This window comes from Patescibacteria group bacterium, from assembly GCA_018896645.1.
In the GTDB taxonomy this organism is placed as follows: domain Bacteria; phylum Patescibacteriota; class Patescibacteriia; order UBA2591; family JABMQE01; genus JAHIMF01.
The window spans coordinates 1-22,995 of sequence record JAHIMF010000056.1 but is presented as its reverse complement, the minus strand read 5'-3'; the positions used below and the strand labels follow the sequence as shown (position 1 = coordinate 22,995).

At 40.0% G+C, this 22,995-nt stretch carries 24 protein-coding genes, 2 tRNA genes and 1 riboswitch; of the genes, 12 read left to right on the top strand and 14 right to left on the bottom strand.

The annotated features are described in order from the left end of the window. Position 1: 1 nt before the first annotated feature. From murI to KKD20_04195, 7 genes are all read left to right on the top strand, one after another. Positions 2–832: a glutamate racemase gene (gene murI, locus KKD20_04225; protein MBU4332301.1), complete on the top strand. Its 831-nt coding sequence runs from the start codon at positions 2–4 to the stop codon at positions 830–832. Between the two features lie 35 nt (positions 833–867). Beyond that, entirely contained in the window at positions 868–1,539 is a 672-nt protein-coding gene (locus KKD20_04220; protein MBU4332300.1) for an HD domain-containing protein, read from the top strand. A gap of 35 nt (positions 1,540–1,574) precedes the next feature. Then, complete coding sequence (locus KKD20_04215; protein MBU4332299.1) at positions 1,575–1,907, top strand: ribosome-binding factor A; 333 nt, start codon at positions 1,575–1,577, stop codon at positions 1,905–1,907. A gap of 37 nt (positions 1,908–1,944) precedes the next feature. Next, the gene (locus tag KKD20_04210; protein MBU4332298.1) at positions 1,945–2,922 is read left to right on the top strand and encodes a DHH family phosphoesterase; all 978 of its coding nucleotides are present in this window, start codon (positions 1,945–1,947) and stop codon (positions 2,920–2,922) included. 201 nt (positions 2,923–3,123) lie between these two features. Then, a complete protein-coding gene (clpP, locus tag KKD20_04205) occupies positions 3,124–3,699 on the top strand; it encodes an ATP-dependent Clp endopeptidase proteolytic subunit ClpP (protein MBU4332297.1) in 576 nt (191 codons plus the stop codon). A gap of 229 nt (positions 3,700–3,928) precedes the next feature. Then, a complete protein-coding gene (gene rny, locus KKD20_04200) occupies positions 3,929–5,458 on the top strand; it encodes a ribonuclease Y (protein MBU4332296.1) in 1,530 nt (509 codons plus the stop codon). 185 nt (positions 5,459–5,643) lie between these two features. Further along, positions 5,644–5,931, top strand: a complete 288-nt coding sequence (locus tag KKD20_04195) for an HU family DNA-binding protein (protein MBU4332295.1) — start codon at positions 5,644–5,646, stop codon at positions 5,929–5,931. 151 nt (positions 5,932–6,082) lie between these two features. Here KKD20_04195 and KKD20_04190 read toward each other — a convergent pair. Together KKD20_04190 and KKD20_04185 are read right to left on the bottom strand one after the other, a co-directional pair. Next, positions 6,083–6,158, bottom strand: a tRNA-Lys gene (locus tag KKD20_04190). Beyond that, positions 6,159–6,235 (bottom strand) — tRNA-Arg (locus KKD20_04185). Between the two features lie 234 nt (positions 6,236–6,469). Between KKD20_04185 and KKD20_04180 the strand changes: the two genes are divergently transcribed. After that, positions 6,470–7,078, top strand: a complete 609-nt coding sequence (locus KKD20_04180) for a hypothetical protein (protein ID MBU4332294.1) — start codon at positions 6,470–6,472, stop codon at positions 7,076–7,078. A 483-nt stretch (positions 7,079–7,561) separates the two neighbouring features. Here KKD20_04180 and avd read toward each other — a convergent pair whose 3' ends face one another. Continuing rightward, positions 7,562–7,954, bottom strand: coding sequence for a diversity-generating retroelement protein Avd (gene avd / locus KKD20_04175; protein ID MBU4332293.1), 393 nt, complete (start codon positions 7,952–7,954; stop codon positions 7,562–7,564). A 10-nt stretch (positions 7,955–7,964) separates the two neighbouring features. Here avd and KKD20_04170 point away from each other — a divergent pair, with 10 nt between their 5' ends. Continuing rightward, positions 7,965–8,981: a reverse transcriptase/maturase family protein gene (locus KKD20_04170; GenBank protein ID MBU4332292.1), complete on the top strand. Its 1,017-nt coding sequence runs from the start codon at positions 7,965–7,967 to the stop codon at positions 8,979–8,981. A 16-nt stretch (positions 8,982–8,997) separates the two neighbouring features. On the opposite strand, the gene KKD20_04165 is transcribed toward KKD20_04170, so the two are convergent. The 7 genes from KKD20_04165 to KKD20_04135 all read right to left on the bottom strand — a co-directional run bounded on the left by KKD20_04165 (position 8,998) and on the right by KKD20_04135 (position 15,031). Beyond that, a complete protein-coding gene (locus tag KKD20_04165; protein MBU4332291.1) occupies positions 8,998–9,969 on the bottom strand; it encodes a DUF362 domain-containing protein in 972 nt (323 codons plus the stop codon). Positions 9,970–10,009: 40 nt separating this feature from the next. Next, positions 10,010–10,498 (bottom strand): ribonuclease H-like YkuK family protein, encoded by a 489-nt coding sequence (locus KKD20_04160; protein ID MBU4332290.1) that lies wholly within the window; start codon positions 10,496–10,498, stop codon positions 10,010–10,012. A 215-nt stretch (positions 10,499–10,713) separates the two neighbouring features. Then, complete coding sequence (gene metK / locus KKD20_04155; GenBank protein MBU4332289.1) at positions 10,714–11,787, bottom strand: methionine adenosyltransferase; 1,074 nt, start codon at positions 11,785–11,787, stop codon at positions 10,714–10,716. A 170-nt stretch (positions 11,788–11,957) separates the two neighbouring features. Further along, positions 11,958–12,071: riboswitch (SAM riboswitch) on the bottom strand. 110 nt (positions 12,072–12,181) lie between these two features. Continuing rightward, complete coding sequence (locus KKD20_04150; protein ID MBU4332288.1) at positions 12,182–12,337, bottom strand: hypothetical protein; 156 nt, start codon at positions 12,335–12,337, stop codon at positions 12,182–12,184. A gap of 91 nt (positions 12,338–12,428) precedes the next feature. Continuing rightward, positions 12,429–14,168, bottom strand: coding sequence for a DUF2207 domain-containing protein (locus KKD20_04145; GenBank protein ID MBU4332287.1), 1,740 nt, complete (start codon positions 14,166–14,168; stop codon positions 12,429–12,431). Between the two features lie 193 nt (positions 14,169–14,361). Then, on the bottom strand, positions 14,362–14,580 hold the full coding sequence (locus KKD20_04140) for a hypothetical protein (protein ID MBU4332286.1): 219 nt from the start codon (positions 14,578–14,580) through the stop codon (positions 14,362–14,364). Between the two features lie 196 nt (positions 14,581–14,776). Next, a complete protein-coding gene (locus KKD20_04135; protein MBU4332285.1) occupies positions 14,777–15,031 on the bottom strand; it encodes a translation elongation factor-like protein in 255 nt (84 codons plus the stop codon). A gap of 275 nt (positions 15,032–15,306) precedes the next feature. Between KKD20_04135 and KKD20_04130 the strand changes: the two genes are divergently transcribed. Together KKD20_04130 and KKD20_04125 are read left to right on the top strand one after the other, a co-directional pair. Next, positions 15,307–16,923: an ABC transporter permease gene (locus tag KKD20_04130; GenBank protein MBU4332284.1), complete on the top strand. Its 1,617-nt coding sequence runs from the start codon at positions 15,307–15,309 to the stop codon at positions 16,921–16,923. A 194-nt stretch (positions 16,924–17,117) separates the two neighbouring features. Continuing rightward, positions 17,118–17,837 carry a hypothetical protein gene (locus KKD20_04125; protein ID MBU4332283.1) on the top strand — a complete coding sequence of 240 codons (720 nt, stop codon included), beginning with the start codon at positions 17,118–17,120 and terminating at the stop codon, positions 17,835–17,837. 153 nt (positions 17,838–17,990) lie between these two features. Here KKD20_04125 and KKD20_04120 read toward each other — a convergent pair whose 3' ends face one another. The 4 genes from KKD20_04120 to KKD20_04105 all read right to left on the bottom strand — a co-directional run bounded on the left by KKD20_04120 (position 17,991) and on the right by KKD20_04105 (position 21,593). Continuing rightward, the gene (locus KKD20_04120; protein ID MBU4332282.1) at positions 17,991–18,512 is read right to left on the bottom strand and encodes a hypothetical protein; all 522 of its coding nucleotides are present in this window, start codon (positions 18,510–18,512) and stop codon (positions 17,991–17,993) included. 172 nt (positions 18,513–18,684) lie between these two features. Next, the gene (locus KKD20_04115; protein MBU4332281.1) at positions 18,685–20,511 is read right to left on the bottom strand and encodes a DUF4430 domain-containing protein; all 1,827 of its coding nucleotides are present in this window, start codon (positions 20,509–20,511) and stop codon (positions 18,685–18,687) included. A gap of 541 nt (positions 20,512–21,052) precedes the next feature. Next, entirely contained in the window at positions 21,053–21,313 is a 261-nt protein-coding gene (locus KKD20_04110; GenBank protein MBU4332280.1) for a BrnA antitoxin family protein, read from the bottom strand. After that, positions 21,297–21,593: a BrnT family toxin gene (locus KKD20_04105; GenBank protein ID MBU4332279.1), complete on the bottom strand. Its 297-nt coding sequence runs from the start codon at positions 21,591–21,593 to the stop codon at positions 21,297–21,299. Before KKD20_04105 ends, KKD20_04110 begins: the two co-directional genes overlap by 17 nt. A 235-nt stretch (positions 21,594–21,828) precedes the next feature. Between KKD20_04105 and KKD20_04100 the strand changes: the two genes are divergently transcribed. Continuing rightward, positions 21,829–22,863 (top strand): type IV pilus twitching motility protein PilT, encoded by a 1,035-nt coding sequence (locus tag KKD20_04100; GenBank protein ID MBU4332278.1) that lies wholly within the window; start codon positions 21,829–21,831, stop codon positions 22,861–22,863. Positions 22,864–22,995 lie beyond the last annotated feature (132 nt).

Sequence of the window (22,995 nt, the reverse complement as noted above, 5' to 3'; positions counted from 1 at the left end):
TATGAGAAAAGAGAATATAAGAAATCCAATAGGAATTTTTGATTCTGGCTTCGGCGGATTAAATATCTTGAAAGAAATAATTAAAGGATTGCCAGAGTATGATTATATTTATTTGGGCGATACGGCAAGAACGCCATATGGCGCGCGTTCGCAGGAGGTAATACGCAATTTTACCGAAGAAGCGGTAGGGTTTCTTTTCAAAAGAAATTGTCAATTAATAATCTTGGCTTGCAATACTGCTTCAAGCGAGGCTCTTCGTAAAATCCAAAGGGAATACTTGCCAAAAAACTATCCAAACAGGAGGGTTTTAGGAGTGATTGTCCCGGCGGCAGAATCAGCAGTCGTAAGAACTAATAATAACTGTATAGGTGTTATCGCTACCGAGAGTACTGTCAGATCAAAGGCCTTTGAAAAAGAGGTGAAAAAGCTTAATCCCCAAATAGAGGTTTTTCAAGAGGCCTGCCCTTTGCTCGCGCCCCTAGTAGAGAACGGCGAAGAAAACTCCGGGGTAACCGAATTAGCTATTCGCAACTATCTTTCTCCGTTGCTTAGAAAAAACATTGACACTTTGATTCTGGGTTGCACGCATTATGGCATATTAGAGGACAAGATTAGGAAGATTGTCGGACCGGGCATAAACCTTGTCAGTGAAGGAGCGGTGGTAGCTGACAAACTTAAAGACTATTTACAAAGGCACAAAGAGTTAGATGATGAGATTAGCAGGAATGCCGGCGCAGAGTTTTTCACTACTGATTTGACTGATAAATTTCAGATTTTAGGCAGCAAATTCTTTGGAAAAAGAATTCTGCCAAAAAGAGCGAAGTTAGGATAAAACATCATTTGGATATTAAGCTTTAGTTTTGTAAAATGGATCAAAAATTTCAAAAAATTAAAGAAATTGTTAAAAAAGAGCTTTCTTGCTCTGCTCATGATATAGACCATATCATGAGAGTTTATAATCTTTGCTTGCGCCTGGCAAAAAATCAAGATATTGATTTGGATGTATTAAAGGCAGCGGCTTTATTGCATGACATTGCAAGAGTTAAGGAAGATGATGACCCCTCTGGCAATACTGATCATGCGATATTAAGTTCAGAAATGGCAGTCCCAATTTTACAAGAATTAGAATTTTCGGGGAATAGAATAAAACACATTCAAGACTGTATCGTTTCTCATAGATATAGGACAGGAAGTGAGCCAAAGACGGAAGAGGCTAAAATACTATTTGATGCTGATAAATTAGACGTTGTGGGAGCCATTGGTCTTGCTCGTTCATTTGTTTGGGTCGGCAGAAATGACGCAAAGATATATCAAAAAGTGGACATCAAGGAATATATTCAAGATAATCTTGGCGGAAAGATTAATGGAAGGATACAAGATAAAACCAAACATAGTCCACAAATAGAGTTTGAAACAAAATGGAAATTTTTGATAGATAAATTACACACAGAACAAGCGAAAAAGATTTGCAGGGAAAGAATCACATTTTTAAAAGATTTTTTAGAAAGACTAGAAAAAGAGATTTATGGAGAGTTATAGGTTTTAAATTTTTCGTATTTTTTCGTATCATATTTATGACTAAGAGGATTCCACAAGTTAATTCTTTAATCAAACAAGAACTGGGAAAAATATTCCTTGAAGAATTAGAATGGCCGGAAGGCGTGCTGGTAACCATTATCCAAGTGGAAACCACTCGTGATTTGCGAGAGGCAAGGGTTTGGATTAGCGTTCTGCCAATTGACAAGAGTCAGGCAGTTTTGAAAGTATTATACGGGAACGCAAAAAATCTTCAAAGGATTTTACACGGAAGACTGGTGATGAAGCCTTTGCCCAAGCTTAGATTTGATTTGGATACAACCGAAGAAAAGGCGGGGAAGATGGATAAGTTGCTTGGAGAGTTGTCGTAGGGGTTGATTGCAATCAACCCCTACTAACGATAATTTTATGGAAAATCAAGTTATCATTGATAAAATTAAAAACTCCATTGACAAGGCCTCAAAAATTCTTTTGGTTTGTCACCGGAATCCTGATGGCGACACCTTGGGCGCGGCTTTAAGCCTGGCTCATTTTTTGGAGACCGCAAAGAAGGGCTATGCACTTTTTTGTCAAGACAGTCCAGCTGATTTTTTTCGTTTTTTATCGAAATTTGAGGAATTGATAATTGGGGAGATTGGGCTGGGTTTTAAAACCCAGACTAACTCTGGCCATGATTTAATTATTACACTTGATTGCGGAGATATAGAGCAGACTGGCCTGCCAGAATTTTTAGCCAACACCAAAACGCCCATTGTCAACATTGATCATCATATTACTAATACTCAATTTGGCGACTATAATCTAGTTGATGCCGACAAAGCTTCAACCACTGCCCTGCTGTATCAATTTTTTACAAAATCACAAATAAGCATTAGTCGGAATATGGCTACTTGCCTTTTGGTCGGACTTTTAACAGACACGGGAAATTTTTCAAATCCGGCCACCAACTCTGAAAGTTTGGCGATTGCCGCTCGACTGGTTGCTCGAGGAGCCCAGATTAGAGAAATTAACAAATATATTTTACAAAATAAATCTATTGATGTTCTAAAACTTTGGAGTCGGATTTTCTTGCGTTTGCAAAAAATTTCTGATTTTGACTTAGCTTGGACAGTCATTACTCAAAAAGATTTAGCCGAGTGCGGGATTGATAAAAAGGGTCTGGAGGGTGTTGCTAATTTTCTAAGTAAATTTTCCGACAGCGCCATCACCCTCATTTTAGAAGAGCTGGAAAACAAAGAAATTAAAGGCAGTTTAAGAACCAACCAGGACTTTATTGATGTTTCAAAATTTGCTAAACTAATGGGAGGCGGAGGGCATGCGAAAGCGGCGGGATTCCGGATTAACGGTCAACTTTTGGAAACGGCAGGGGGGTGGGAGATTGTGTAGTCTGAAGTCTAAAATTTAAAGTCCAAAGTTGGGTCAAAAACCAAAAATAAAATAATACAAGAATATAAAAATATAAAAATAAACGGGACGAGATGAATTTTTATCAACCAGGGGTTGATCCGTCTCTGGCGGATATTATTTTATTATTTTATTCTTGTATTTTTATTAAATTTTAGACTTTTAACTTTTAACTTAAAAATTATGCACTTAATACCAACAGTTATTGAAAAATCAACTCATGGCGAGCGCGCTTATGACATTTATTCCCGTTTGCTTAAAGAACGAATTATTTTTTTAGGTGATGTAATTAATGACGTGGTGGCCAATACGGTTATTGCCCAGCTATTGTTTTTGGAAAGTGAGGATTCAAAAAAAGATATCAAACTTTATATCAATTCACCTGGCGGTTCGGTAACTGCCGGTTTGGCAATTTACGATACTATGCAATATGTAAAGTGTGATGTGTCTACAATCTGTGTTGGTTTGGCCGGCTCGATGGGCGCAGTCCTTCTTTCTGCCGGTCAAAAAGGCAAACGTTTTGTTTTGCCCAATGCCGAGATTTTGCTTCACCAGGTTATGGGTGGAGCCGAAGGCCAAGCTTCTGACATTAAAATTCGGGCGGAACATATTTTGAAAATTCGCGATCGTTTGGATCAGATTTTAGTGCATCATACTGGCCAGCCTTTATCTAAGATTGAAAAGGATACTGACAGGGATTATTACATGACTGCGGACGAGGCCAAGAAGTATGGATTGGTGGATAGGATAATTAAGTAGACACCTTGCCTAATTTTAGCACTTATGCTATTATAAATTTAGGTCAATAAATTATCAATTATTAATAATTCTTGAGATAGAAAATCATAATGTATAACAAAATAGATAATAGTAAATCTATAAACACTAAATCTGATTTAGGCCGAGAATTTGATATTTTGCTTAAAGTTTTTTGTTATGCATTCCTTAGAGATTTCTGATTTTCTTCTTTTGGAATAGAGGAAATTTTATGGTAGTAGATTTAGTCTGGATAATCTTAGTGGCAGCCGCTATTCCTTCTGGTGTTGCCTTTGGCTATTTGCTTCGTCGGAGTATTGGTTATAAACAAGCCGGTTCGGTTGAGAAAAAAGCCAAAGAAACCTTAGATGCTGCCAAGCAAAAACAAAAAGAACTTTTATACCAAGCTAAAGAAAAAGCATTACAAATTTTAGAGGACGGGAAACAAGAAGAAGCCAAACGTCGCCAAGAACTTTTAGGGATTCAGAAACGGCTTGAGAAACGGGAGTCATTGTTTGATCAGAAGCTTTTAGAATTTGAGGATCGCCGGCAAAAGCTATACGATAAGGCTCAAAGAATCGAGGCGATTAAAAAAGAGATAGAAAGAATTAAAGAGGAGCAGCTTGAAAAAATAGAAATAATTGCCCAACTTTCCCGGGAAGAAGCAAAAAAAGTGCTTTTAGAAAATGTTGAGCAGGAAGTTAAAGGTGATATTGTTCAGAGAGTTAAAAAGCTGGAAACCGTTGGCAGTGAGGAATGGGAAAAAGAAGCCAAGAAATTAGTGAGCATGGCGATTGAACGAGTGGCTGCTGCTCATACAACCGAAACCACTACCACTACAGTTAGCCTGCCTTCTGATGAGATGAAGGGGCGAATTATTGGTCGGGAAGGCAGAAACATTAAAACCATCGAGCAATTAACCGGCACCGAAATTGTTGTTGATGATACCCCGGAAGTAATTGTGATTTCCGGCTTTAGTTTATTGCGCCGTCACTTAGCCAAGCGGGCCTTAGAAAAACTAATTTTAGATGGCCGAATTCAGCCGACCAGGATTGAAGAAACCATCGAGCAAGTGAAAAAAGAATTAGCTCTTGATATTAAAAAATCCGGCGAGGAAGCGGTTTATGCGGTTGGTATCGCCGGGTTGGATCCCAAACTAATTCAACTCATTGGTCGGCTTAAATATCGCACCAGCTATGGCCAAAATGTATTGCAGCATTCGATTGAAGTGGCCCACCTTTCCGCATTGTTAGCTTCTGAACTTGGTGCTGATGTGGCCACTGCGAAGAAGGCGGGTTTTTTGCACGACTTAGGCAAGGCTGTGGATCACGAGGTTCAGGGTACGCATCCGGAGATCGGCAAAGATTTAGCGGAGAAATTTGGCCTGCCCGAGGCTGTGGTTATTCCTATCGCTACTCATCACGAAGATATGCCGCCAACTTTGGAAGCGGTGATTGTTAAAGTAGCTGATGCTATTTCCGGAGCTAGGCCAGGCGCCAGAAAAGATACTTATGAGCAATATTTACAGCGATTGGAAGAGCTGGAAGATGTGGCTAAGTCGTTTGAAGGAGTGGAAAAAGTTTATGCTATTCAGGCTGGCCGGGAAATTCGGGTATTTGTATCCCCCCAAGAAATTGATGATTTGAAAGCCGTGAAATTAGCCAAAGAAATTGCCGGAAAGATTGAGCAAGAGCTAAAATATCCCGGTGAGATTAAAGTGACGGTGATTCGGGAGAACAGGATTGAAGAGTATGCCAGATAGAGTTTGTTATTCTCTATTTAAAGTCAGAGTAAATTAAGAAGCGGGCTATTGTTTCATCGTCTTTTCTAATTCGTATTAACAGTGAAGCAATGGAACAATAAGACAATGACATAGTGGGTTTAAAGTTAGGATACTGATAAAAAATTTATTAACATAATATTAAGAATTTTTAATGCAGAGCTTATATGAACAAATTCCAACTCGCCGAACGTATAGCTGATAAAGTTGGTATTTCCAAAAAAGCGGCTGAACAAGCAGTTGAGGTTTTTTTGGGCACTGTTATTAAAGCCATGAAAAACGGTGACAAAGTGTCTTTGACTGGTTTTGGTACTTTTGAAGCCAGGGTGCGGCATGCTCGGACTGGCGTGAATCCTCAAAATCCCAGCGAGAAAATTCAGATGCCAGAGATACTAGTGCCAAAGTTTAAAGCCGGCAAGACCCTAAAGGACACTTTGAAGAATAGAGGAGAGTAAAGGGTGCGGATAGGTGTTGGTGAGCTTTTTATAATATTGGATTGGGTCAAGGGACCCAATCCACCCGTGGGGAGTAGACAAGGTCCCTTGACCTTGTCTATTTGTTTTTAAAATCAACAAAAAATCTCCCGAATATAATAGGGAGATTTTTTGGTCCGCGCAGAGGGATTTGAACCCCCGACCGTTTGCTTAAGAGGCAACTGCTCTACCAGCTGAGCTATGCGCGGTGGTACACCCGGCAGGATTTGAACCTGCAACCTCCTGGTCCGAAGCCAGGCACTCTATCCAGTTGAGCTACGGGTGCACGGTCATCCATCTTTTCTTAAGTATAGTAGAAATATAAAAAAAGTCAATAGGCACTCCTTTATTTTTTTGGCTAACTTTAGCTGAAAAAGTGCTAAAAATGTGCTATTGGCCTTGACATTTTTTAAAATTTGATATACAATGAAAGGTAATTTTTGATCTTTCCAAAGGTCAGCCCGGGGCCCTGATAAAGTATCAGGGTGAGGGGCAGACTAAAATAAAAGGAGGAATCGTCATGGCCAAGAAAGAAGTTTCCGCAATTGTCAGGGGGGCTGATTTACTGACAAGCATCTTTTCAGCCCTTGATGCCGCTGTCCGTGAGCGCGGTGGCACGGACGAAGACATTCATCGTTTAGCCACTCCACAAGGAAAGAAAATCATTGCCAGAATGGCGGACATTATCGTCAGGCAAGCTGGCGAAGTTTTTCCCATCACGGTTGATTATGCTCTCTCCCTTGAGCAGATGATAACGGCCGGCAATTACGATTGGAAGAATAGTGATATCAACCCCGACCATTTTCCAATCAAAGGATGCGGCCAGGTAGAGGTTGAGACAGTTTTGGTTCACCTCAACCGTATTGCAAGCACGGATGAGGTACTCGAAGAGCTCGGTCGCCGAGGCCTTCGTTCGGCCACCCTGCCAGAGCTTTTGGCCTTCGGGGCAAGGTATCCAGATAAGCAGCGCGAGTTCTCAATTATAGAACTCGGCTCTGTTTGGACGGACCCGGATGGCGATCGCTGCGTTGCGTGCTTCTACGGGAGCGTCGACGAGCGTCGCCTGCGCCTGCGCTGGTTTGGGAGCCGCTGGCGCGGGCACTACCGTTTCCTCGCCGTCCGCAAGTAGAGCTTGGTCCCTTGGTCACTTGAGGTTTGGTGGCTCTTGGACACTTGGAAAAACAGCCCCATTTTTATAACGGATGGGGCTTTTTTGTTTTTATAAATTATGCTAAAATAAAATTGGATAGTAGACGATGCAGTCTATGGTTACGGCTATAGGCGGTCGAATTCTAGGATTTTGAAATTACCAGAATAGTCAACGATAAGTCGTTGGTTAGCGCGTGTTTCTTAATCTTTTAAAAATGAAGATACTTGGTGCAAGGCATTGGTGGATTTATGGCCCCAAATAAAATACAGCTCTAAGAGCATTCAAGGAGCAGTGGTTTAGATGATGCCTTGTACAAAATGGCGGCTCTGTTTGGACGCACCCGAATGGCAATCGCTACGTTGCGTGCTTCTACGAGAACGTTCACGAGCGTAACCTGAACCTGAACTGGTATGGGAACCGCTGGAACGAGCACTACCGTTTCCTCGCCGTCCGCAATTCTCTTCATTCTCCTCTGATTAAGTTCGGAGGAGTTTCTTTTTTCAAATCCTTCAACCACCCTCCTAACATTCTGCCGATTTCAGCTAACAACATAGATAATTGGGCATATTTTTTATTATCCAACACCTTCATCTCCCAGGCGACCTGCAAAAAAAATTTTAAAGCGTCAAATTTTATGCTAGCTCGGTTAACTGTTTCTATCTTTCTGTCCCTGCTTGAATATCCTGCTTGTAAAATAAGTTCTACAATTTCAGCAAAGAGCGTGTCAATTTTTGCACCCAACGTATATCTAGATAATCGTGGAATATGTGGCAGAAAGCTATGCCATAATTTGTAGGCAGTGGTCGTTTTTTGTAAAATTGGCAAATTAATCGCCACTTGTTGGGGGGGGGACATAGAGGTATTTATGAAAATTCAGCTACCTTATAAATATTGTGACGTTATTTCAGTTGAGAACCTTTTGTTGGCTTGGCAGGAGTTTATCTTGGGCAAGCGGAATAAACCTGATGTTCAGAAGTTTTCTTTGGATTTGATGGATAATGTTTTATTACTTCATCATGAGCTCGCTAATCATAGCTATGAACATGGAAGCTATCAAGCTTTTAATATCTGTGACCCCAAACCAAGACATATTCATAAAGCCAGTGTCCGCGACCGTTTAGTTCATCATGCGGTTTATCATTTACTTTATCCATTTTTTGATAAAACATTTATTGCTGACTCTTTTTCTTGCCGGATTGGTAGGAGTACTCATAAAGCTATCAATCGATTTCGTGAGTTTGCTTATCAAGTCAGTCAAAATAATACTAAAACTTGTTGGGTATTAAAATGCGATGCTCAAAAGTTTTTTGCCAGCATTGACCAGGCAATACTTTTAAAAATATTGCAGGTATATATTCCTGACCGCGATATCATGCGTCTTTTACAAAAAATCATTAAGAGTTTTACAACTGCCCCATACAAAGGCTTACCGCTTGGTAATCTTACATCACAACTTTTTGCAAATGTTTATCTAAATGAATTTGATCAGTTTGTGAAGCATCATCTCAAGGTAAAATATTACATCAGATATGCGGATGATTTTGTTGTTCTTTCGTCAGACCGTGACTGGCTAAGGCTACAAATTTCTCTTTTGCAAAGATTTTTAGAGGAACGATTGTATCTGATATTACATCCACAAAAAATTCTACTTCAGACACTGGCCTCGGGCATAGATTTTCTAGGCTGGGTGCATTTTCCTCACCACCGAGTACTGCGGACAACAACTAAACAGCGAATGATGCAGCGGCTTAAAGAACATAATGCGCCAGAAACAGTGCAATCATATTTGGGTCTTTTGCGGCATGGTAATACTTTTAAAATGCGTCAAGAAGTGATGAATAGTGCTTGGTTGTGGAGTGATTTGGAATTCAGTGGTCGGTGAGTGATGTTAGAGATTTTTAGGATGATAATCCATCCCTCCACCCTAACTGCCTTTCATAATCCGGATGTGGCTCAAACTTTTTCCTTTCTAATTGTAAATCAATATTACCAATAATTTCAATTTTATCTAATTGATTTGTTCCCAAGGGCGGATTGCAATCCGCCCCTACAAAATATAAATAACCAATATCATCCGGGTCAAATCCCATGAGATAGGCCATTACTGAATCAACGGCTGCTGGATCAAGCGAAGCGAGCGCTAATCCCATATCAGCCATTTGCCCATGCGACGGCCCATCTCCTTCCATAACTTGCCAAGCGTCAATGACTGTAAGATTTGGCGGAATAATTTTCAAAAGTTCAAATAAAATTTTATTGGTTTTATAATAACCGCCGTGAATTTCACCGCGCGAGTTATGGCCGAGCGTAGCATCTTTAGAAATAATACTGCCGACAATCAGGTTTTTAATACCCAGGGTGAGAATTACAGTATCATGAGTTTTCGGCGGGCAAACTGAAATTCGGAAGTCGCTTTCTAAAATTGGTTTTGCAATTTTAAGTTTGGCTAATTCATTTTCGGTGACGGGAACTTCAATATCTTCAGTTGGCTCTTCGTTTAAATCTAGATATTTAATATTATAATCAGCCAGTTCTTTATCATAGTTAAAATTTTTCACTGCCCCTTCAACAGTACCAGAAAATGGGGCTTCGGCAATTGTGATTTGCTGGTTTGTGAATTGTTGCACAAAGTCAATAGTTGCTTTTACTGCTTGGACATTAGTAGCCGCGTTTGGCTTATCATCGTAAAGAAAATTTGGCTTGATGATGATATTTTGTTTGTCTTGGATTTGTTCTTGGACTTCATTTTTTATTAAATTTAAAGAATCTGCTATATTTTGATAGCGGTTATTGCCTTTGATGATTGAGACTTTTGGATTGGGCATAAAGGTGGGCTGACGAAGCGAACGATAGTGAGCTTCGTTATTCATGATAACAAAGCTCGCTGCGGCTCGCTTTGTCATTTCCCCCTCATTTAACATGCTTGTCGGCGACAGAGCTCGCCCCAAAACTCTCGGGTTTAGTTTTAGCGTTGAAACCATTGCCTTTGACCATACCGACCACTTCTTTAATTAAATCTCTGGTAGCGCCTCCCTCGCCAACATCAATATGAATTTCCAAGTCATCGCCAAGATAATCTTCGCCCCGGGATTCTCTTAATTTTTTAAGAAGTTCTTGGGCCCAAAGAAGAGAGAGATTAGTTTCCTCGTAAATTTTATGCCGCAGAGCCGTAATATTATTTTTGTAACTTTTTTGCCAAAAATAGCGGCCGCCATGGCCAACCCGATGAATCACAATTGCGGTCACAAATTCAACCCTGCCATTGCCTTCAGAATCAGTGCCAATAATAATTCGGTGCTGTATTTTTGGCGCATCACCGATGTATGAAGTGAGTTCACGGGTTAGCTCTTCAAGATTTAATTTGCCTCTACTTGGGCTCTGGAATTGGTCATTGTTCATGCTGATAGAATAGCATGAACAGGGCCAGAAATCAAGACCTTGGTTTATCAGACTTCGGTTTGAATATAAAACATTGAATATATTCATCTTTCATATTTTCATTTATTAATTTATTAATTTATTAATTTATTGAATTTATTAATAAACTAATAAAAGCGAAGCGCAATAAATCAGTAAAAAAAGATGCCAGATGGATATATGTTCAGATGAAAACATTACACGATCTTCTCCCAACTATACTTCGGATTCCCAAAATGACCGTAGCTGGCAGTATCGCGATAAATGGGTTTACGTAAATCAAGATACTCAATAATACCCCTGGGTGTTAAGTCATATTTTTCTTTTACATATTCGCTTAAATCCTGCTCATTAAAAGTATCAACATCAATCATAACAGGTTCGGCCCGGCCGATAGCATAAGCTAAGCTCACCAAACATTCCTTAGCCTGGCCAGAAGCAACAATATTTTTGGCAATGTGCCTGGCCATGTAAGCCGCGCTTCTATCAACTTTAGAGGGGTCCTTGCCGGAAAAACAGCCACCGCCTTGAGGTATCAGGCCGCCGTAAGTATCAACCATAATTTTTCTGCCAGTGAGCCCGGTATCCGCATGGATGCCGCCCAGTACAAATTTGCCTGTTGGATTGACTAGAATTTCAACATCAGAGATATCGCCAATCAAAGGCCTGATAAGCATTTCGGTTAAACGGCGTTTGATTTCTCTCTGGTTAATGACCTCTGAATGCTGGGTAGATACAAGAACTGTTTTGATTTTGTTATTATTGAGTGTTACTTGAGATTTTCCATCCGGGCCAAGCCAAGCAAAATCAGGATTGGTTTTTCGGAGCTGTGCCAGGCCTCGCGTTAGCTTGTGGGAGAGAACAACCCCTAAAGGCAAATATTCCTCGGTTTCGTTGGTGGCATAACCGTACATAATACCCTGGTCGCCAGCGCCGCCAGTATCAACGGCTTGGGCAATGTCTGGCGATTGTTTAACAATGCGCGTCCAAATTTTTGGCGTGTCAGCATAGCCGACATCTTTATAAACTTGTTTGGCAATTGCCTCGGCATCAACCTCGCCCTTGGAGGTGACTTCGCCGCCGACCATAATAACGCCATGGCAGCCAAAAGCTTCCATAGCCACCCGGCTTTCGGGGTCTTGGGTGATGTATGCGTCTAATAACGCATCAGAGATTTGGTCGCAGAGCTTGTCTGGGTGACCTTCGGTCACGCTCTCCGCGGTCTTCCAGCCAGAGGCTGGTCGGCCTACGGCCGAAATTTTGTTTGGCATAATGTTTTTCCTTTCTTTAATGTTAAATTTCTACCGCCCCTTAGGGCAGGGTTAACAAGCTTTAGCTTGAGACCTGGTGACTGAAGTCGCCGAACCCTGAGCTAAAGCTCGGTAGAAGTGTTTTTAAAACTAAAAAATCTTCCAAAAGAGGAAGACATTGTAAAAAATTACAATTATCTTTCCTCTTTTTTAAAGAGGCTGGAATTGGCACCTGCCCCGGTTGTGACCGGGGTGGTTGTCGGAGTTTCCTAGGCCCAGTTGCCTCCACTCACTCTTGATAACTTGCCCTGTACCAGAGTAAACTCGGTTCAGGGCTTGCCCTGAATCCCATGTGGTTCAGGGGTTATATATTTAGTTGTTAGTTTATTATATTATTTTTAAAAACCATTGTCAATTATTGGTTGTGGATATCTAAAAGAAGGTTTGTTTGGGCGTCAGTTAAAGTTTTAACTTCTTGCACGGTTTGCCAAGCATAAAAACCAACATAAAATATTGTGCTGATGGCGACGACAAAGAAGATAGATTTGTAGAGATTAGCTTTGGTAAACATAAACTAAGTCTAAAGCCTAAAGTCAAAAATCTAAGGTTGAGTTTTCAGTTAAAAATATTTTTGACTTTAGGCTTTGGATTTTAGGCTCGCCTCACCAGCTTCCGCCGCCGCCGCCGCCAAAACCGCCGCCGGAAAAGCCGCCGCCGCCAAAGCCCGAGCGGCCGCTACCGGCACTACCGCGGTTAGCGGCAAGGGCCTGATTGGTTTGTTTGGAAAAGTCAGCAAGGTTATTAATAAGGTAGATGCTAGAGAAACGCCCGGCGTAAGCGCCTTTATACCAAGACGGGGGAGTGGTGTAGATATTTTTAAACTGCTGGGCCCATTGTTTTTCTACCCCCAAGGCCATGGCGTAAGGCAAAAATTTTTCAAATGTTTCTGGCCGTTTTTCCGGCGCATTATGGAATTTCATTCTGTCTTTTTCGGCAATTTCCAAATATTTTTTAAATCCCAGGATGTGTTCGTGGGCCAGGACTCCCTTTTTGGTCTTTCGGGGCATAAAGCTGGCAAATATGATTATCAATACTCCAGAGATACTAATCGATATTCCAGTGTAGATATTCTGGTTTATGGCAACCAAAAGAAAGGCTAGGGCGATTACAATCAGACCGATGATAAAATAAGTCAACCTAACTTTATCAGGACTGGTGGGGAAATATCTTTTTCTGGCCAAAGAACGATAAAGGCTTTTTTTTATTTTTGGCAGGTGAGCATAGAAACTATTTTTTAGGGTCCCCAAAGTTCTTTTATCTTGTTCACCAAATATTCCCGTTAGAATTTTTCTCTCATATGTTTCGGCAAGCATGTCTTTGTTTTTTAGTCTTATTAATTCCCAATCAGTTTTTTCAAAAAGCAGTCTTTTTATTTTGATTTCTTGGATTTTTAAATAACCCCGAACCGCCAAACCAATAATGGCGGCAGAAATATCTCGGGGATTGAATTTTTCATCAATTATAGTCCCCACTTCGCCAGCGGTTAAATTATCTGGCGGGCCATAGCGCGGGATAATGGTTCCTCTGCCGCGGGGATCGCGGCCGAGTTCGTACCAAAGGCCAGTGAGAATAAATAATATGATAAATGGTAAAAATACGAACCAATTGTCTTGCAAGAACCAGAGAATTTTTTTACTGGTGTCTGGCTCAATCACCACTCCCTTAGGAAAGCCAAAGACTAAAGTCAGGCCTTGCGCCGAGCCAAGAGGTTGGGTTAAACCAAATTTCACCACTCCGCCAGTTATAATTTGAGAGAAACAGTTTTGGTCTACTGCTGCAAAATAGCCAGTATAACAGGCATGTTGCAGTTTTTTTGGACTAACATAACCAGGCAAACCGACCTGAGCCGCAGCCTGTTCAACTGGAACATCCCAGTCGTTGCCAGTAACATTCCAATAGAGTTCATCATGCGCCTGGAAATAATTTAAAGCCCGCTCCACCCGGTATATTATTTTATAAAGCCGCAGGCCAGAAACCAGAGAGTCGGGATCACCGATTTTAATTTGGAGATCTCTGCCTAATCGTTGCGTTTTGTACCGATACATTTCACCGGCCTCGTCTTTTACAGAAATAACCTTTAGGCGAAGATTATAATTTCCGCCCTGCCTTTTGTATTGCAAAGGAATATTCCTATAGATTCCATAGTGACTATTTGTTCCAAAGTCGTAGAAGATGTTTTCAATCACGGTAATACTGGAATCCTGGTTAATATGGATATCAACATTAAAGGCTTCTATTTTTTCAGAAGAGCTTGCTTTAGAAATTGCAGGGAATAAAAAAAACGAGAGTACTAGGGCACCGGCTATAATTTGTATAATTTTTATTTTATTTTTCCTCCACATAATTTTTATCAAGATACAAGGACACAAGATACAAATAACAAAAAAAACTTCAAGATACAAATTACAAACTGTTTAAGATTTAAAATTTGGGATTTGTTTGTATCTTATTTGTTTCTTGTTTCTTGCCAGCCAAAGGCTGGCCAGCCTTTGGCTGATTTCTTGTATCTTGGTTATTAATAAAATTGCAGATAAATTACGGCTGTTCCTGCTCTATATCTCTCCATTCCATCCGGAGTTTATTGCGCAGTCCTTCAGTATCATAATCATCAGGCAATTGGCCCGTGTCCTCCCATTCTTCCAAGACTATGTCCACCAGTTCATAATATTTTTGTTCGTCGTTTCCAATTTCTAAATACTCAGGCATAGCCTTGATTGCCTCTAGAGTTTGGTTGAAGATGAAATCACTTGGCATGGTTCGTTATTAATTGTTAATATATAACAAACAAAAAGAGATCTGAAAATCACAAAATAAGCATTGTTATATTGCTACAGGTTAAATTGACAATGCGAGTTAGTGATAACAATTTAGCAATTTAACAATGTAGCAATGAAACAATAACCAAAGCGAGTCCTTATTCTCGTTGGTATTCCTCATCTTTTTCAGCAAATTATTCAATCACCTTATACACCTCATCCCCTTCATGCACTTTTTCGTTTACCTTGATGCCGATTTCTTCATCCTTGCCGGCTTTTTCTGTTACTTCATGTTCAACCTGGATAGAATTTACCTCCTGGATGAATTCAGTGGTATTTCCCTTAATATGGATTTTGTCACCCACGGCCAATTCGTTGGTGAGTTTGATTGCGCAAACACCGATTTTGCCAAAATAATGGGTGACGGTTCCGATGAGTTGCTCGTCCATGGATTTAAGAGTTTAAAAATTATAAGCATTAAAACATTAAAGCAAGAAAGCAAATTGTTTTAATGTTTTAATGTTCTTGTGTTTTTATGTTCTCTTGCTCTCGCGTTTTTATGTTCCAGCGCTATATCTATAATAAGTATACACCAATTATTAAGAAAGAAAAAGCTTTTTTCGCCCGTTGCTTTATTTGTCCGTTTGTGCTATTCTGAAATATTCAATATAATAGAAGAAGTAATTATTGTTTATTTTTATAAATTTTTTATTGATGTAAAAACATGCCTAATCTTTCTCCAGCTACTAAAAAACTCATTCAAAAATATCAAGATTGCCACAAGTTATCCCAGCCAAAGACTGGGGTAGCGACGATTCATGTTGATGAGGTGGCTAGCAGAGTAGAGGTTTTTTATGAGGGAATAAGAAGGGTGGTGGATTGGCGGGAAAAGCACTTGATGCGGCGGATAGCCATAGAAAGAATTTTAAAGCGGCGATTATTTTTAAAGAAACATAATAATAACATTGCGGAGCCTTTTGTTTTGGAGTTGATCCGGGGCGGCCATTTTCCCAATAACACCATCGAGCAATCAAAAATTAAAGATGTTCAAAAAATACTTGATAAGTATACTTATGTTTTAATGCACTCGCCCCAGGCGCCCAAGGCTAAAACCAAGTCCGAGCTTTACACTTATTTTTTAGGGGTGGCTGCTTGTGAGATTGAAGAGATATTAGACCCGGCTTCTTATGGCCGGGCTAATGCCTTGATAGAGTATATGTATTTGGTGATGCGAGAACGGATTAGAATCGGCAAAAAAGCAGGCGCGCGTTTTAAAGAAATGAGCGAGAGAAAGAAAAATATTCAAATTTATATTGCGGTTCATCAGGCTCTTTTAAAGCTGGATTCCCCATTGATTACCTACAACCTGCTAAGGCATTATTATTTTAACTGGGCGAACCTTTCCGCTGAAGAACTCGCGGAGATTGCCAAGAACATTTATGTGATTTGGAGAGGTATTGAAAAAGAATTTTCCCACCCCCTGGCCGGTAAGTTTTATAAAGTTTGCGAAAGATATGATGCTCCCTTTCTACTTGTGGGTGATGTGCTTTCGGGGGATCCTCTGGGAACCGAAGAGAATATCTCGAGCCTGGAAGGGTTGGTGGGTTTGATTAAAAAAGTTTATATCCACAGGCTCAAGACTTTAAAATCAAGACTCTCCAGAGCGGCTACTTACAGCACTTTATCTATTTTTACCACTAATGTATTTTCCCTTTATGCTTTGGAGATTCCTTTTACCAAATATGTAATGGGGCACATTAATTCATTAGCGGCTATTATTGATGTTGCTGGTCCGACATTTTTGATGTTTCTCATAGTAGTGACCATTAGACCGCCCAAGAAAGGTAATTTTCGGCTGGTGATGGCCGAGGTTCAAAAAATAGTTTATGAGAGCACTAAAAGATATGTTTACGAGATAGAAATTTATCCTCGAAGCCGCAACCTTGCCTCCAAAATAATAATTGGCTTTCTTTATCTTGTCAGTTTTTGTATTTGTTTCGGCGCCTTCATCGGGGTTATGTATGTGTTGGAATTCCCGCCGCTTTCTTATCTGCTATTGATTATTTTTACATCTTTAATCGCTTTTACCGGAACCCAGATCAGGCAGCGGGCCCGAGAGTTGCATGTTACCGAAGCAAAAGATCGACTTTTTCATATTATTATTGATCCTCTGTCTTTGCCGATTATTCAGGCCGGCAAGTGGCTTTCGATGCGTTGGAAAAAATATAATATCGTAACCGTAGTCTTTAATCTTTTAATCGATACGCCGTTTTTGATGTTTGTAGAATTTTTAGAACAGTGGCGCTATTTTATCAAGGAGAAGAAGGAGGAGATACGGTGATTGTAAAAAATTTCTAATTTCTAATTCACCATTGTGAAAATTCACCTAATTGTCTAATTTCTAATTCACCTAATAAAATTCCTAAGGTCAAAATTCCAGCCAAAGGCTGGTCGGCCTCTGGCCGAAAAAATTAGAGATTTGATCTTTTATTAGAAATTAGGTGAATTAGGTGAATTAGAAATTTTTTTATGCTTATGAAAAGAATACATATCAAAATCATTTTAATAATTCTGTCATTTTCTCTTATTCCTTGCCTCACTTTTGCCCGCGAGAGTATTTTCAAGCAAGAAGAAATTAACTCTATTGAGCAAGCGCAAGAAATTGCCGAGCCCCGGCATAGAACAATGATTTATGGCCAGGTGGAAGAACCAGGTGTTCCTGATTTTTATAAATTCACGTTTCCCAAAGATATCACCCTGCCGATAGAAGTCCTGGTGCCGTTAAAGGAGAAATATAAAGATTTTAGGCCCTCGCTTATTATTATTGGTCCGAATTTTATTGAAAACAAGGCACCGCTTCCCTTTTTAATTCCCGAAGGCAGCCGGGCGGTTATTCTTGAGGGCGCCCAAGCAAAGTACGAGGAGATTTTTAAAGATAAATTTACCCTAACCTCTTATGCTATTAGAACAAGAAGTGAGATTGATTTTGTAAAAAATAGACCTTACTTTCTGGCGGTTTTTGATGAAAGGGGCCAGACAGGGATGTATGTCATAAAAATAGGGCAAGAGGAGATCTGGGGTGCCCAACAGGTAATAGACACTAGTCGGGCTCTTATTCGAATGAATTTGGGCCGGGCATCAACGCTTAAGACTGTTGGGATTGTTATGGCTTTTGTTTTGGCAGTGCTGGTTGTGATTGTTAGATTAAGAGGACCAAAAAAGACCGAGGATGAGAAATTTGAAGAAGAAATTTAAACCCATTAAAGCACGAGAGCATTAAAGCATAAAAGCATCAGAGCAAGTCGGACTGACGAAGCGAATGTAGGGAGCTTTATTATTGTTACACAAGAAAAACGCCTGACAATTTTGCCAAGCGTTTTTATTTTATAATCAATATAACATCGTTCGCTAAGCTCGCGATGTCATTCCTTTTGAGCGTCTTCGCCTGGTTACAAAAGTCATCAATAATATAAACCCAAGTAGAATATCAATCACATACAAAGCATTGGTCATTGTCAGCCAGTTTTTTTTCTGCCTGTTTTCTAGCACACTGATTTGGATAGGAATTTTAATCCCCGAGTTTGCCTGAAATTCTCTAGTTGAAAGCGGCTTGGCCACGACAGAGATGTTAGTAGAGAAAACTCCTGCTTGAGGCGGCTTAATCGAAAGAGTCACTTTTTTTATTTCGCCAGCTTCCAAGGTAAAGCTCATTGGTTGTATTTTTATCCAGGTTTGATAGTCATCAGCATAAACATCATAAATACTGACTTTGTTTGAAGGATTTTTGATAGTGAGATGGGCACTTGAGATTTCGTTAGCAGCTGCGTCAACTTTAAGTTTTGAGGGGACAGCGCTAACACCCACGGCCTGGGCAATAGTCGTGGTTAATAAGAATATTGTGATTGTGAGGAGTGATATTTTTTTGGACATTGATTTTAGTCATTAGTCACTGGTAACTGGTCACTAGGGAAGAGTTAAATTACATCCAATAATAAACCAGACTTATTTATTTTAGAAGGACAACAAGGTTAAAATCAAATTGATTTGATTGGGTTAGTCGTCGAAAAATTAGTCCCAGTTGCGAGTGACTAGTGACCAGTGACTATTCCGTAATCCCCCAAAAAGTCAAATTGCCGGTTTGTTCGCCGTAGACCGAATAATTTCCGGGGATATTCAGTTGCACCGCAGTTTCTTTTTGATTGCTGGCGGCGATATTGGTTCCCCAGTTTTCCCAAGCAGTATCATTTAAGGTAAGGTTATCCTGAAAAATATCTCCACCCGAAACAATGCCTTCCAGATATAAATCAACAGCGCCGGTGTTGGTAATGGTTACATTCTGGCTGGCGCTTTGACCGGGCGCCAAGTCACCGAAAATTATTTCTTCTGGTTCTACCAAAAAAGATATTTCGTCGGGCCCGAGCCCTGGTCCAAGTCCGGTGCCAGGTTTTTCACCCTCAATGATATTAACCTGGAGACTGACTTCATCGCTGGTTGGCTCGCCAAATTTTACCCTAATTTTATTACTGCGGACGAAAGCCGCTTTTTCAGCATAAAGATTATAATAGCCATCAGCTAAAGAGACAGAAGTACTGCCGCTGGCATCAGTGGTGAATTCATGATTTCCGGCTTTCACAGTAGTATTTTCAAGCGGATGCCACTCTGTATCATAATATTCTACAATAGCTTCTATGGTTCCGCCAGACGCGGCTTCTTCGGCAGAAACCCCAATCTTTAGAGGAGGCCAGCCCCATTCGCCAAAATACCAAAGGACTTCGTCAGCTTGTTGCAAAATATAGTCAGCTGCACCTACCAGCGGCGAAGTGCAATTAACAAAGTAAAGCCAGCCCATTAGACCGCCGGCTTCCTCATCATTGATTTTCTTTAAGTACGGACCATAGTCAGTAGCTTTAATTTCATAAGTAAATCCGCAAATTTCACTGGCATTTTCAACAATATTAAGGGCAGTCGGACCAGGAAACCGTCCACTGCAGATAGTTGAACTTTGGCCTTCAATTCTTAAATCAAAAGTTTCGCTGGGCGTGTAGGTGATTTTGTTTACAGGATATGATTTGCCGGCCAGGGCAATAACTGCATAGCTGGTAGTAACAGGACTAAACGCATCTTCGCCCGTGCCGGTTTGATATTCAAAATATCCTTGGGCTGCTTGCAAAGATTTAAGATGTTCAATCGGATTATGATCATTTTTAATCCAATCCCCAGGATTCTGCCCAAGAGCATAAATAGCGCTAATTACCCAAGCGTCAGAAGAAGCGTCAGAGTCCGTGCCCCAAGGAGAAGCCGGACTCCAAGGAAAGCCCCCGTCATCATTTTGTGAAGACACAAGATAAGCCACTGCTTTGGTAATTGGCAAGTCAGAAGGAGCTAATCCGGCCTCCACTAAAGCCATAATGGCCATGGCTGTCATATTAGTATCCGAATCGCCGCCAACAGAAAACCCCCAGCCGCCATTAGAATTTTGGGTGGCTATAAGAAATTCTTTAATCCCGGTTATTATAGGTTCAGCAGTTGCTTCGCCGCTAGAAATAAGAGCTAAAAGCCCAAAGATGTCATCGTTCAAAGTTGAAGCATCGCCAAGTTGAGCGCCATCCCAAAAAGATTTAAGCTTAACCACGTAATCTTGGTTGGGGTAGGTCCGAGGATTTTCACCCAAGGCAGTGATGGCTAAAGTCGGAGCGCAGTAATCAATGGCATTGTTTGAGGATATATCTTTTAGGTGATTACCAGTCAGGCCTGTTTCGCCAGCCGCAACTAGAGCCATGGTTTTCCAAGCGCTGTTATCTTTGGTTTTAAGATAATCAACTGCGGCTTGGTTTATTTCCGGCGCGGCTTGGGAATTAAAAATAAAGCCCAGGCCGCTTAAAATAACCAGGGAAATAACAAAAGATAAAATAGTGGTTTTTCTTGTCATAAGCTTGTTAGTTAATGAATAATTTATTTTAGCACTAATTTTAGAAAAAGCAAGGGTCAGTAAACCCTGTACTGAGGGTTCTGGTGCTGGATAAATAAAAAAAGCGTGGAAATCTCCACGCGCCTTGAAGGATAGAACAAACAAAAATACCCTTCTTCGTAACGCGCGAAGAATGAACAATAAATTTATAATGTTTAGTATTCTGACTTATTTAAGCAAAGTATTTTCAAAGCATTTTTATCACCCCTCGACTTCGCCCCTTCTCGGGGGCTTCGCTCGGGGTGATTTTGAGCTTTGCTCAAAATCACAGTTACGCGATAGTTCCGGAATTTCCGCTTCATTGGCGGGGCACCGGATTTCCTAAACACTATAATTTTTAAATTCAATTTTAAAATATCACTTTCTTTCTTTATTTTAAACTTTAAGAAAATCTTGTCAAGTGGATAACTTTTTGGACATTAAATCATAAAAGCATTAAAACATTAAAGCAATCATTTTAATGTTCTTATGCCAAGATCTTAATATCTGTGGATTTGTTGCATCAATCAATTAACCCTTCCATAATATATTTCTTCATTAATGATTGATAAGGCACATTAATCTCATTAGCTTTTTCTTTAGCGCGATTAATAACAAACTCTGGTAAACGCAAAGAGATGGAACGAGTGGTCGGTTTGAGATTAGGAAATGAAACAGGCTCAAAATCCTCTTTATCAAAATATGCAGCTAAGTCAACCTTGCTCCAAAATTCCCTTTCTTTAGCTTCATTTTTAAATTTTGGTACTTTAAATTGTTTTTTCATATAGCTTCCTTTCCTTTTTATTAATATCTCGCGAAGAGATTATCCTAATTTTATTATTACGAATAGTAAAAACAGTATATAATAATCTTTTAACTTTAGTTTGTCCCAGAAGAATATACCTCGGTTCTTTGTTAGAATGAAAAATGTCTTTTGAGATTTTTCTTTTATCGTCAAAAAAGATTTCTTCACATTCAGTGTTAGTAATGCCATGTTTATGAAAATTTTTATCAAGGTTACCTTTATCCCACTGAAATTGAATTAGTTTAGTGAATAGCTTCATTATTTTAATTGTATATACTGCGTTATACATTTGTCAAGTGGACAACTTTTTGAATATTAAAACATTAAAACATGAAAGCAAAAAAACAAAAAAGCATTAAAGCAATTTGCTTTAATGCTCTCGTGCTTTAATGTTTTAATGCCCTTGTGCTTTTATGCAGGAGGGATGTATAATTAAAACAGAATTCTTAATTTTTTAAACAAACAAAATGCCTAGCACTAAAATCCATGCCAGGATGAGGGATTTATTTGAGGTGGCGGTCAAAAAACGGGCTTCGGACCTTCATTTGATGGTTGGTCATCATCCGATTTTAAGAATTGATGGCGAATTAAAACCAATTAAAGATGAAAGAATTTTAACAGTTGGAGCCCTGGAAGAACTGGTCTTTAGTCTTTTAACGCCTGACGAAAAGAGTAAATTAACAAAAGATCTAGAATTAGATCTTGCCTATGATGTTTCCGATTTAAGCAGATATCGAGTCAATATTTATTGGGAAAGGGGCAATTTAGGTTTAGCTGCCAGGATTATTTCTCGCCGGGTACCTACTATGGAGGATATTTTAATGCCCGATAAAGTTTACGACCTGGCGAAGTTGCGTCAGGGCCTAGTATTGGTAACCGGTCCTACTGGCTGTGGAAAGTCAACTACTCTAGCAGCAATGGTTAACCAAATTAATAATGAGCGCACTTGCCATATCGTTACTTTGGAAGATCCGATAGAATTTGTCTTTACTTCCCAAAAAAGCATGATTGGTCAGCGGGGGTTGGGCAGGGATATGCGTTCTTTTGCCGAAGCTTTGAAGCATGTTGTTAGACAAGACCCTAACGTCATTATGATTGGTGAGATGCGCGATTTAGAAACCATAGCCGCTACCTTAACTTTAGCAGAAACTGGCCATTTAATTTTGGCCACCCTGCATACCCAAAATGCGGCTCAAACAGTAGATCGGATTATTGATGTTTTTCCGCCGTATCAGCAAGAACAAATCAGGCTTCAACTTTCAATGAGCTTAAGGGGGGTGATTTCTCAACAACTATTAGCCCGGATTGGCAGCGGCCGGATAGCGGCCAGAGAAATTATGATTAATAATTCGGCAGTGGCTAATTTAATCAGAGAAAATAAGATTGCCCAGATTAGAACCGTTATCCAGACAGGCGCAGAACAGGGCATGGTTACCATGGATAATGATATAAAGAGGTTGTATGACGAGGGATTGATTGATAGAACAACTGCCCAGGTTCATATGGTTCAACCTGGTGATTTGAAGTAGAGATGTTATCATTAAAGCACGAGAGCACGAGAGCACGAGAGCATTAAAGCAAATTGCTTTAATGCTTTTTTGCTTTAATGCTTTAATGCTTTTTTGTTTTAATGCTTTAATGCTTTAATGCTTTTTTGCTTT

Coding starts and splice junctions, on each gene's coding strand:
- murI (MBU4332301.1), top strand. CDS start 2: ATGAGAAAAGAGAATATAAGAAATCCAATAGGAATTTTTGATTCTGGC.
- KKD20_04220 (MBU4332300.1), top strand. CDS start 868: ATGGATCAAAAATTTCAAAAAATTAAAGAAATTGTTAAAAAAGAGCTT.
- KKD20_04215 (MBU4332299.1), top strand. CDS start 1,575: ATGACTAAGAGGATTCCACAAGTTAATTCTTTAATCAAACAAGAACTG.
- KKD20_04210 (MBU4332298.1), top strand. CDS start 1,945: ATGGAAAATCAAGTTATCATTGATAAAATTAAAAACTCCATTGACAAG.
- clpP (MBU4332297.1), top strand. CDS start 3,124: ATGCACTTAATACCAACAGTTATTGAAAAATCAACTCATGGCGAGCGC.
- rny (MBU4332296.1), top strand. CDS start 3,929: ATGGTAGTAGATTTAGTCTGGATAATCTTAGTGGCAGCCGCTATTCCT.
- KKD20_04195 (MBU4332295.1), top strand. CDS start 5,644: ATGAACAAATTCCAACTCGCCGAACGTATAGCTGATAAAGTTGGTATT.
- KKD20_04180 (MBU4332294.1), top strand. CDS start 6,470: ATGGCCAAGAAAGAAGTTTCCGCAATTGTCAGGGGGGCTGATTTACTG.
- avd (MBU4332293.1), bottom strand. CDS start 7,954: ATGTCCCCCCCCCAACAAGTGGCGATTAATTTGCCAATTTTACAAAAA.
- KKD20_04170 (MBU4332292.1), top strand. CDS start 7,965: ATGAAAATTCAGCTACCTTATAAATATTGTGACGTTATTTCAGTTGAG.
- KKD20_04165 (MBU4332291.1), bottom strand. CDS start 9,969: ATGAATAACGAAGCTCACTATCGTTCGCTTCGTCAGCCCACCTTTATG.
- KKD20_04160 (MBU4332290.1), bottom strand. CDS start 10,498: ATGAACAATGACCAATTCCAGAGCCCAAGTAGAGGCAAATTAAATCTT.
- metK (MBU4332289.1), bottom strand. CDS start 11,787: ATGCCAAACAAAATTTCGGCCGTAGGCCGACCAGCCTCTGGCTGGAAG.
- KKD20_04150 (MBU4332288.1), bottom strand. CDS start 12,337: ATGTTTACCAAAGCTAATCTCTACAAATCTATCTTCTTTGTCGTCGCC.
- KKD20_04145 (MBU4332287.1), bottom strand. CDS start 14,168: ATGTGGAGGAAAAATAAAATAAAAATTATACAAATTATAGCCGGTGCC.
- KKD20_04140 (MBU4332286.1), bottom strand. CDS start 14,580: ATGCCAAGTGATTTCATCTTCAACCAAACTCTAGAGGCAATCAAGGCT.
- KKD20_04135 (MBU4332285.1), bottom strand. CDS start 15,031: ATGGACGAGCAACTCATCGGAACCGTCACCCATTATTTTGGCAAAATC.
- KKD20_04130 (MBU4332284.1), top strand. CDS start 15,307: ATGCCTAATCTTTCTCCAGCTACTAAAAAACTCATTCAAAAATATCAA.
- KKD20_04125 (MBU4332283.1), top strand. CDS start 17,118: ATGAAAAGAATACATATCAAAATCATTTTAATAATTCTGTCATTTTCT.
- KKD20_04120 (MBU4332282.1), bottom strand. CDS start 18,512: ATGTCCAAAAAAATATCACTCCTCACAATCACAATATTCTTATTAACC.
- KKD20_04115 (MBU4332281.1), bottom strand. CDS start 20,511: ATGACAAGAAAAACCACTATTTTATCTTTTGTTATTTCCCTGGTTATT.
- KKD20_04110 (MBU4332280.1), bottom strand. CDS start 21,313: ATGAAAAAACAATTTAAAGTACCAAAATTTAAAAATGAAGCTAAAGAA.
- KKD20_04105 (MBU4332279.1), bottom strand. CDS start 21,593: ATGAAGCTATTCACTAAACTAATTCAATTTCAGTGGGATAAAGGTAAC.
- KKD20_04100 (MBU4332278.1), top strand. CDS start 21,829: ATGAGGGATTTATTTGAGGTGGCGGTCAAAAAACGGGCTTCGGACCTT.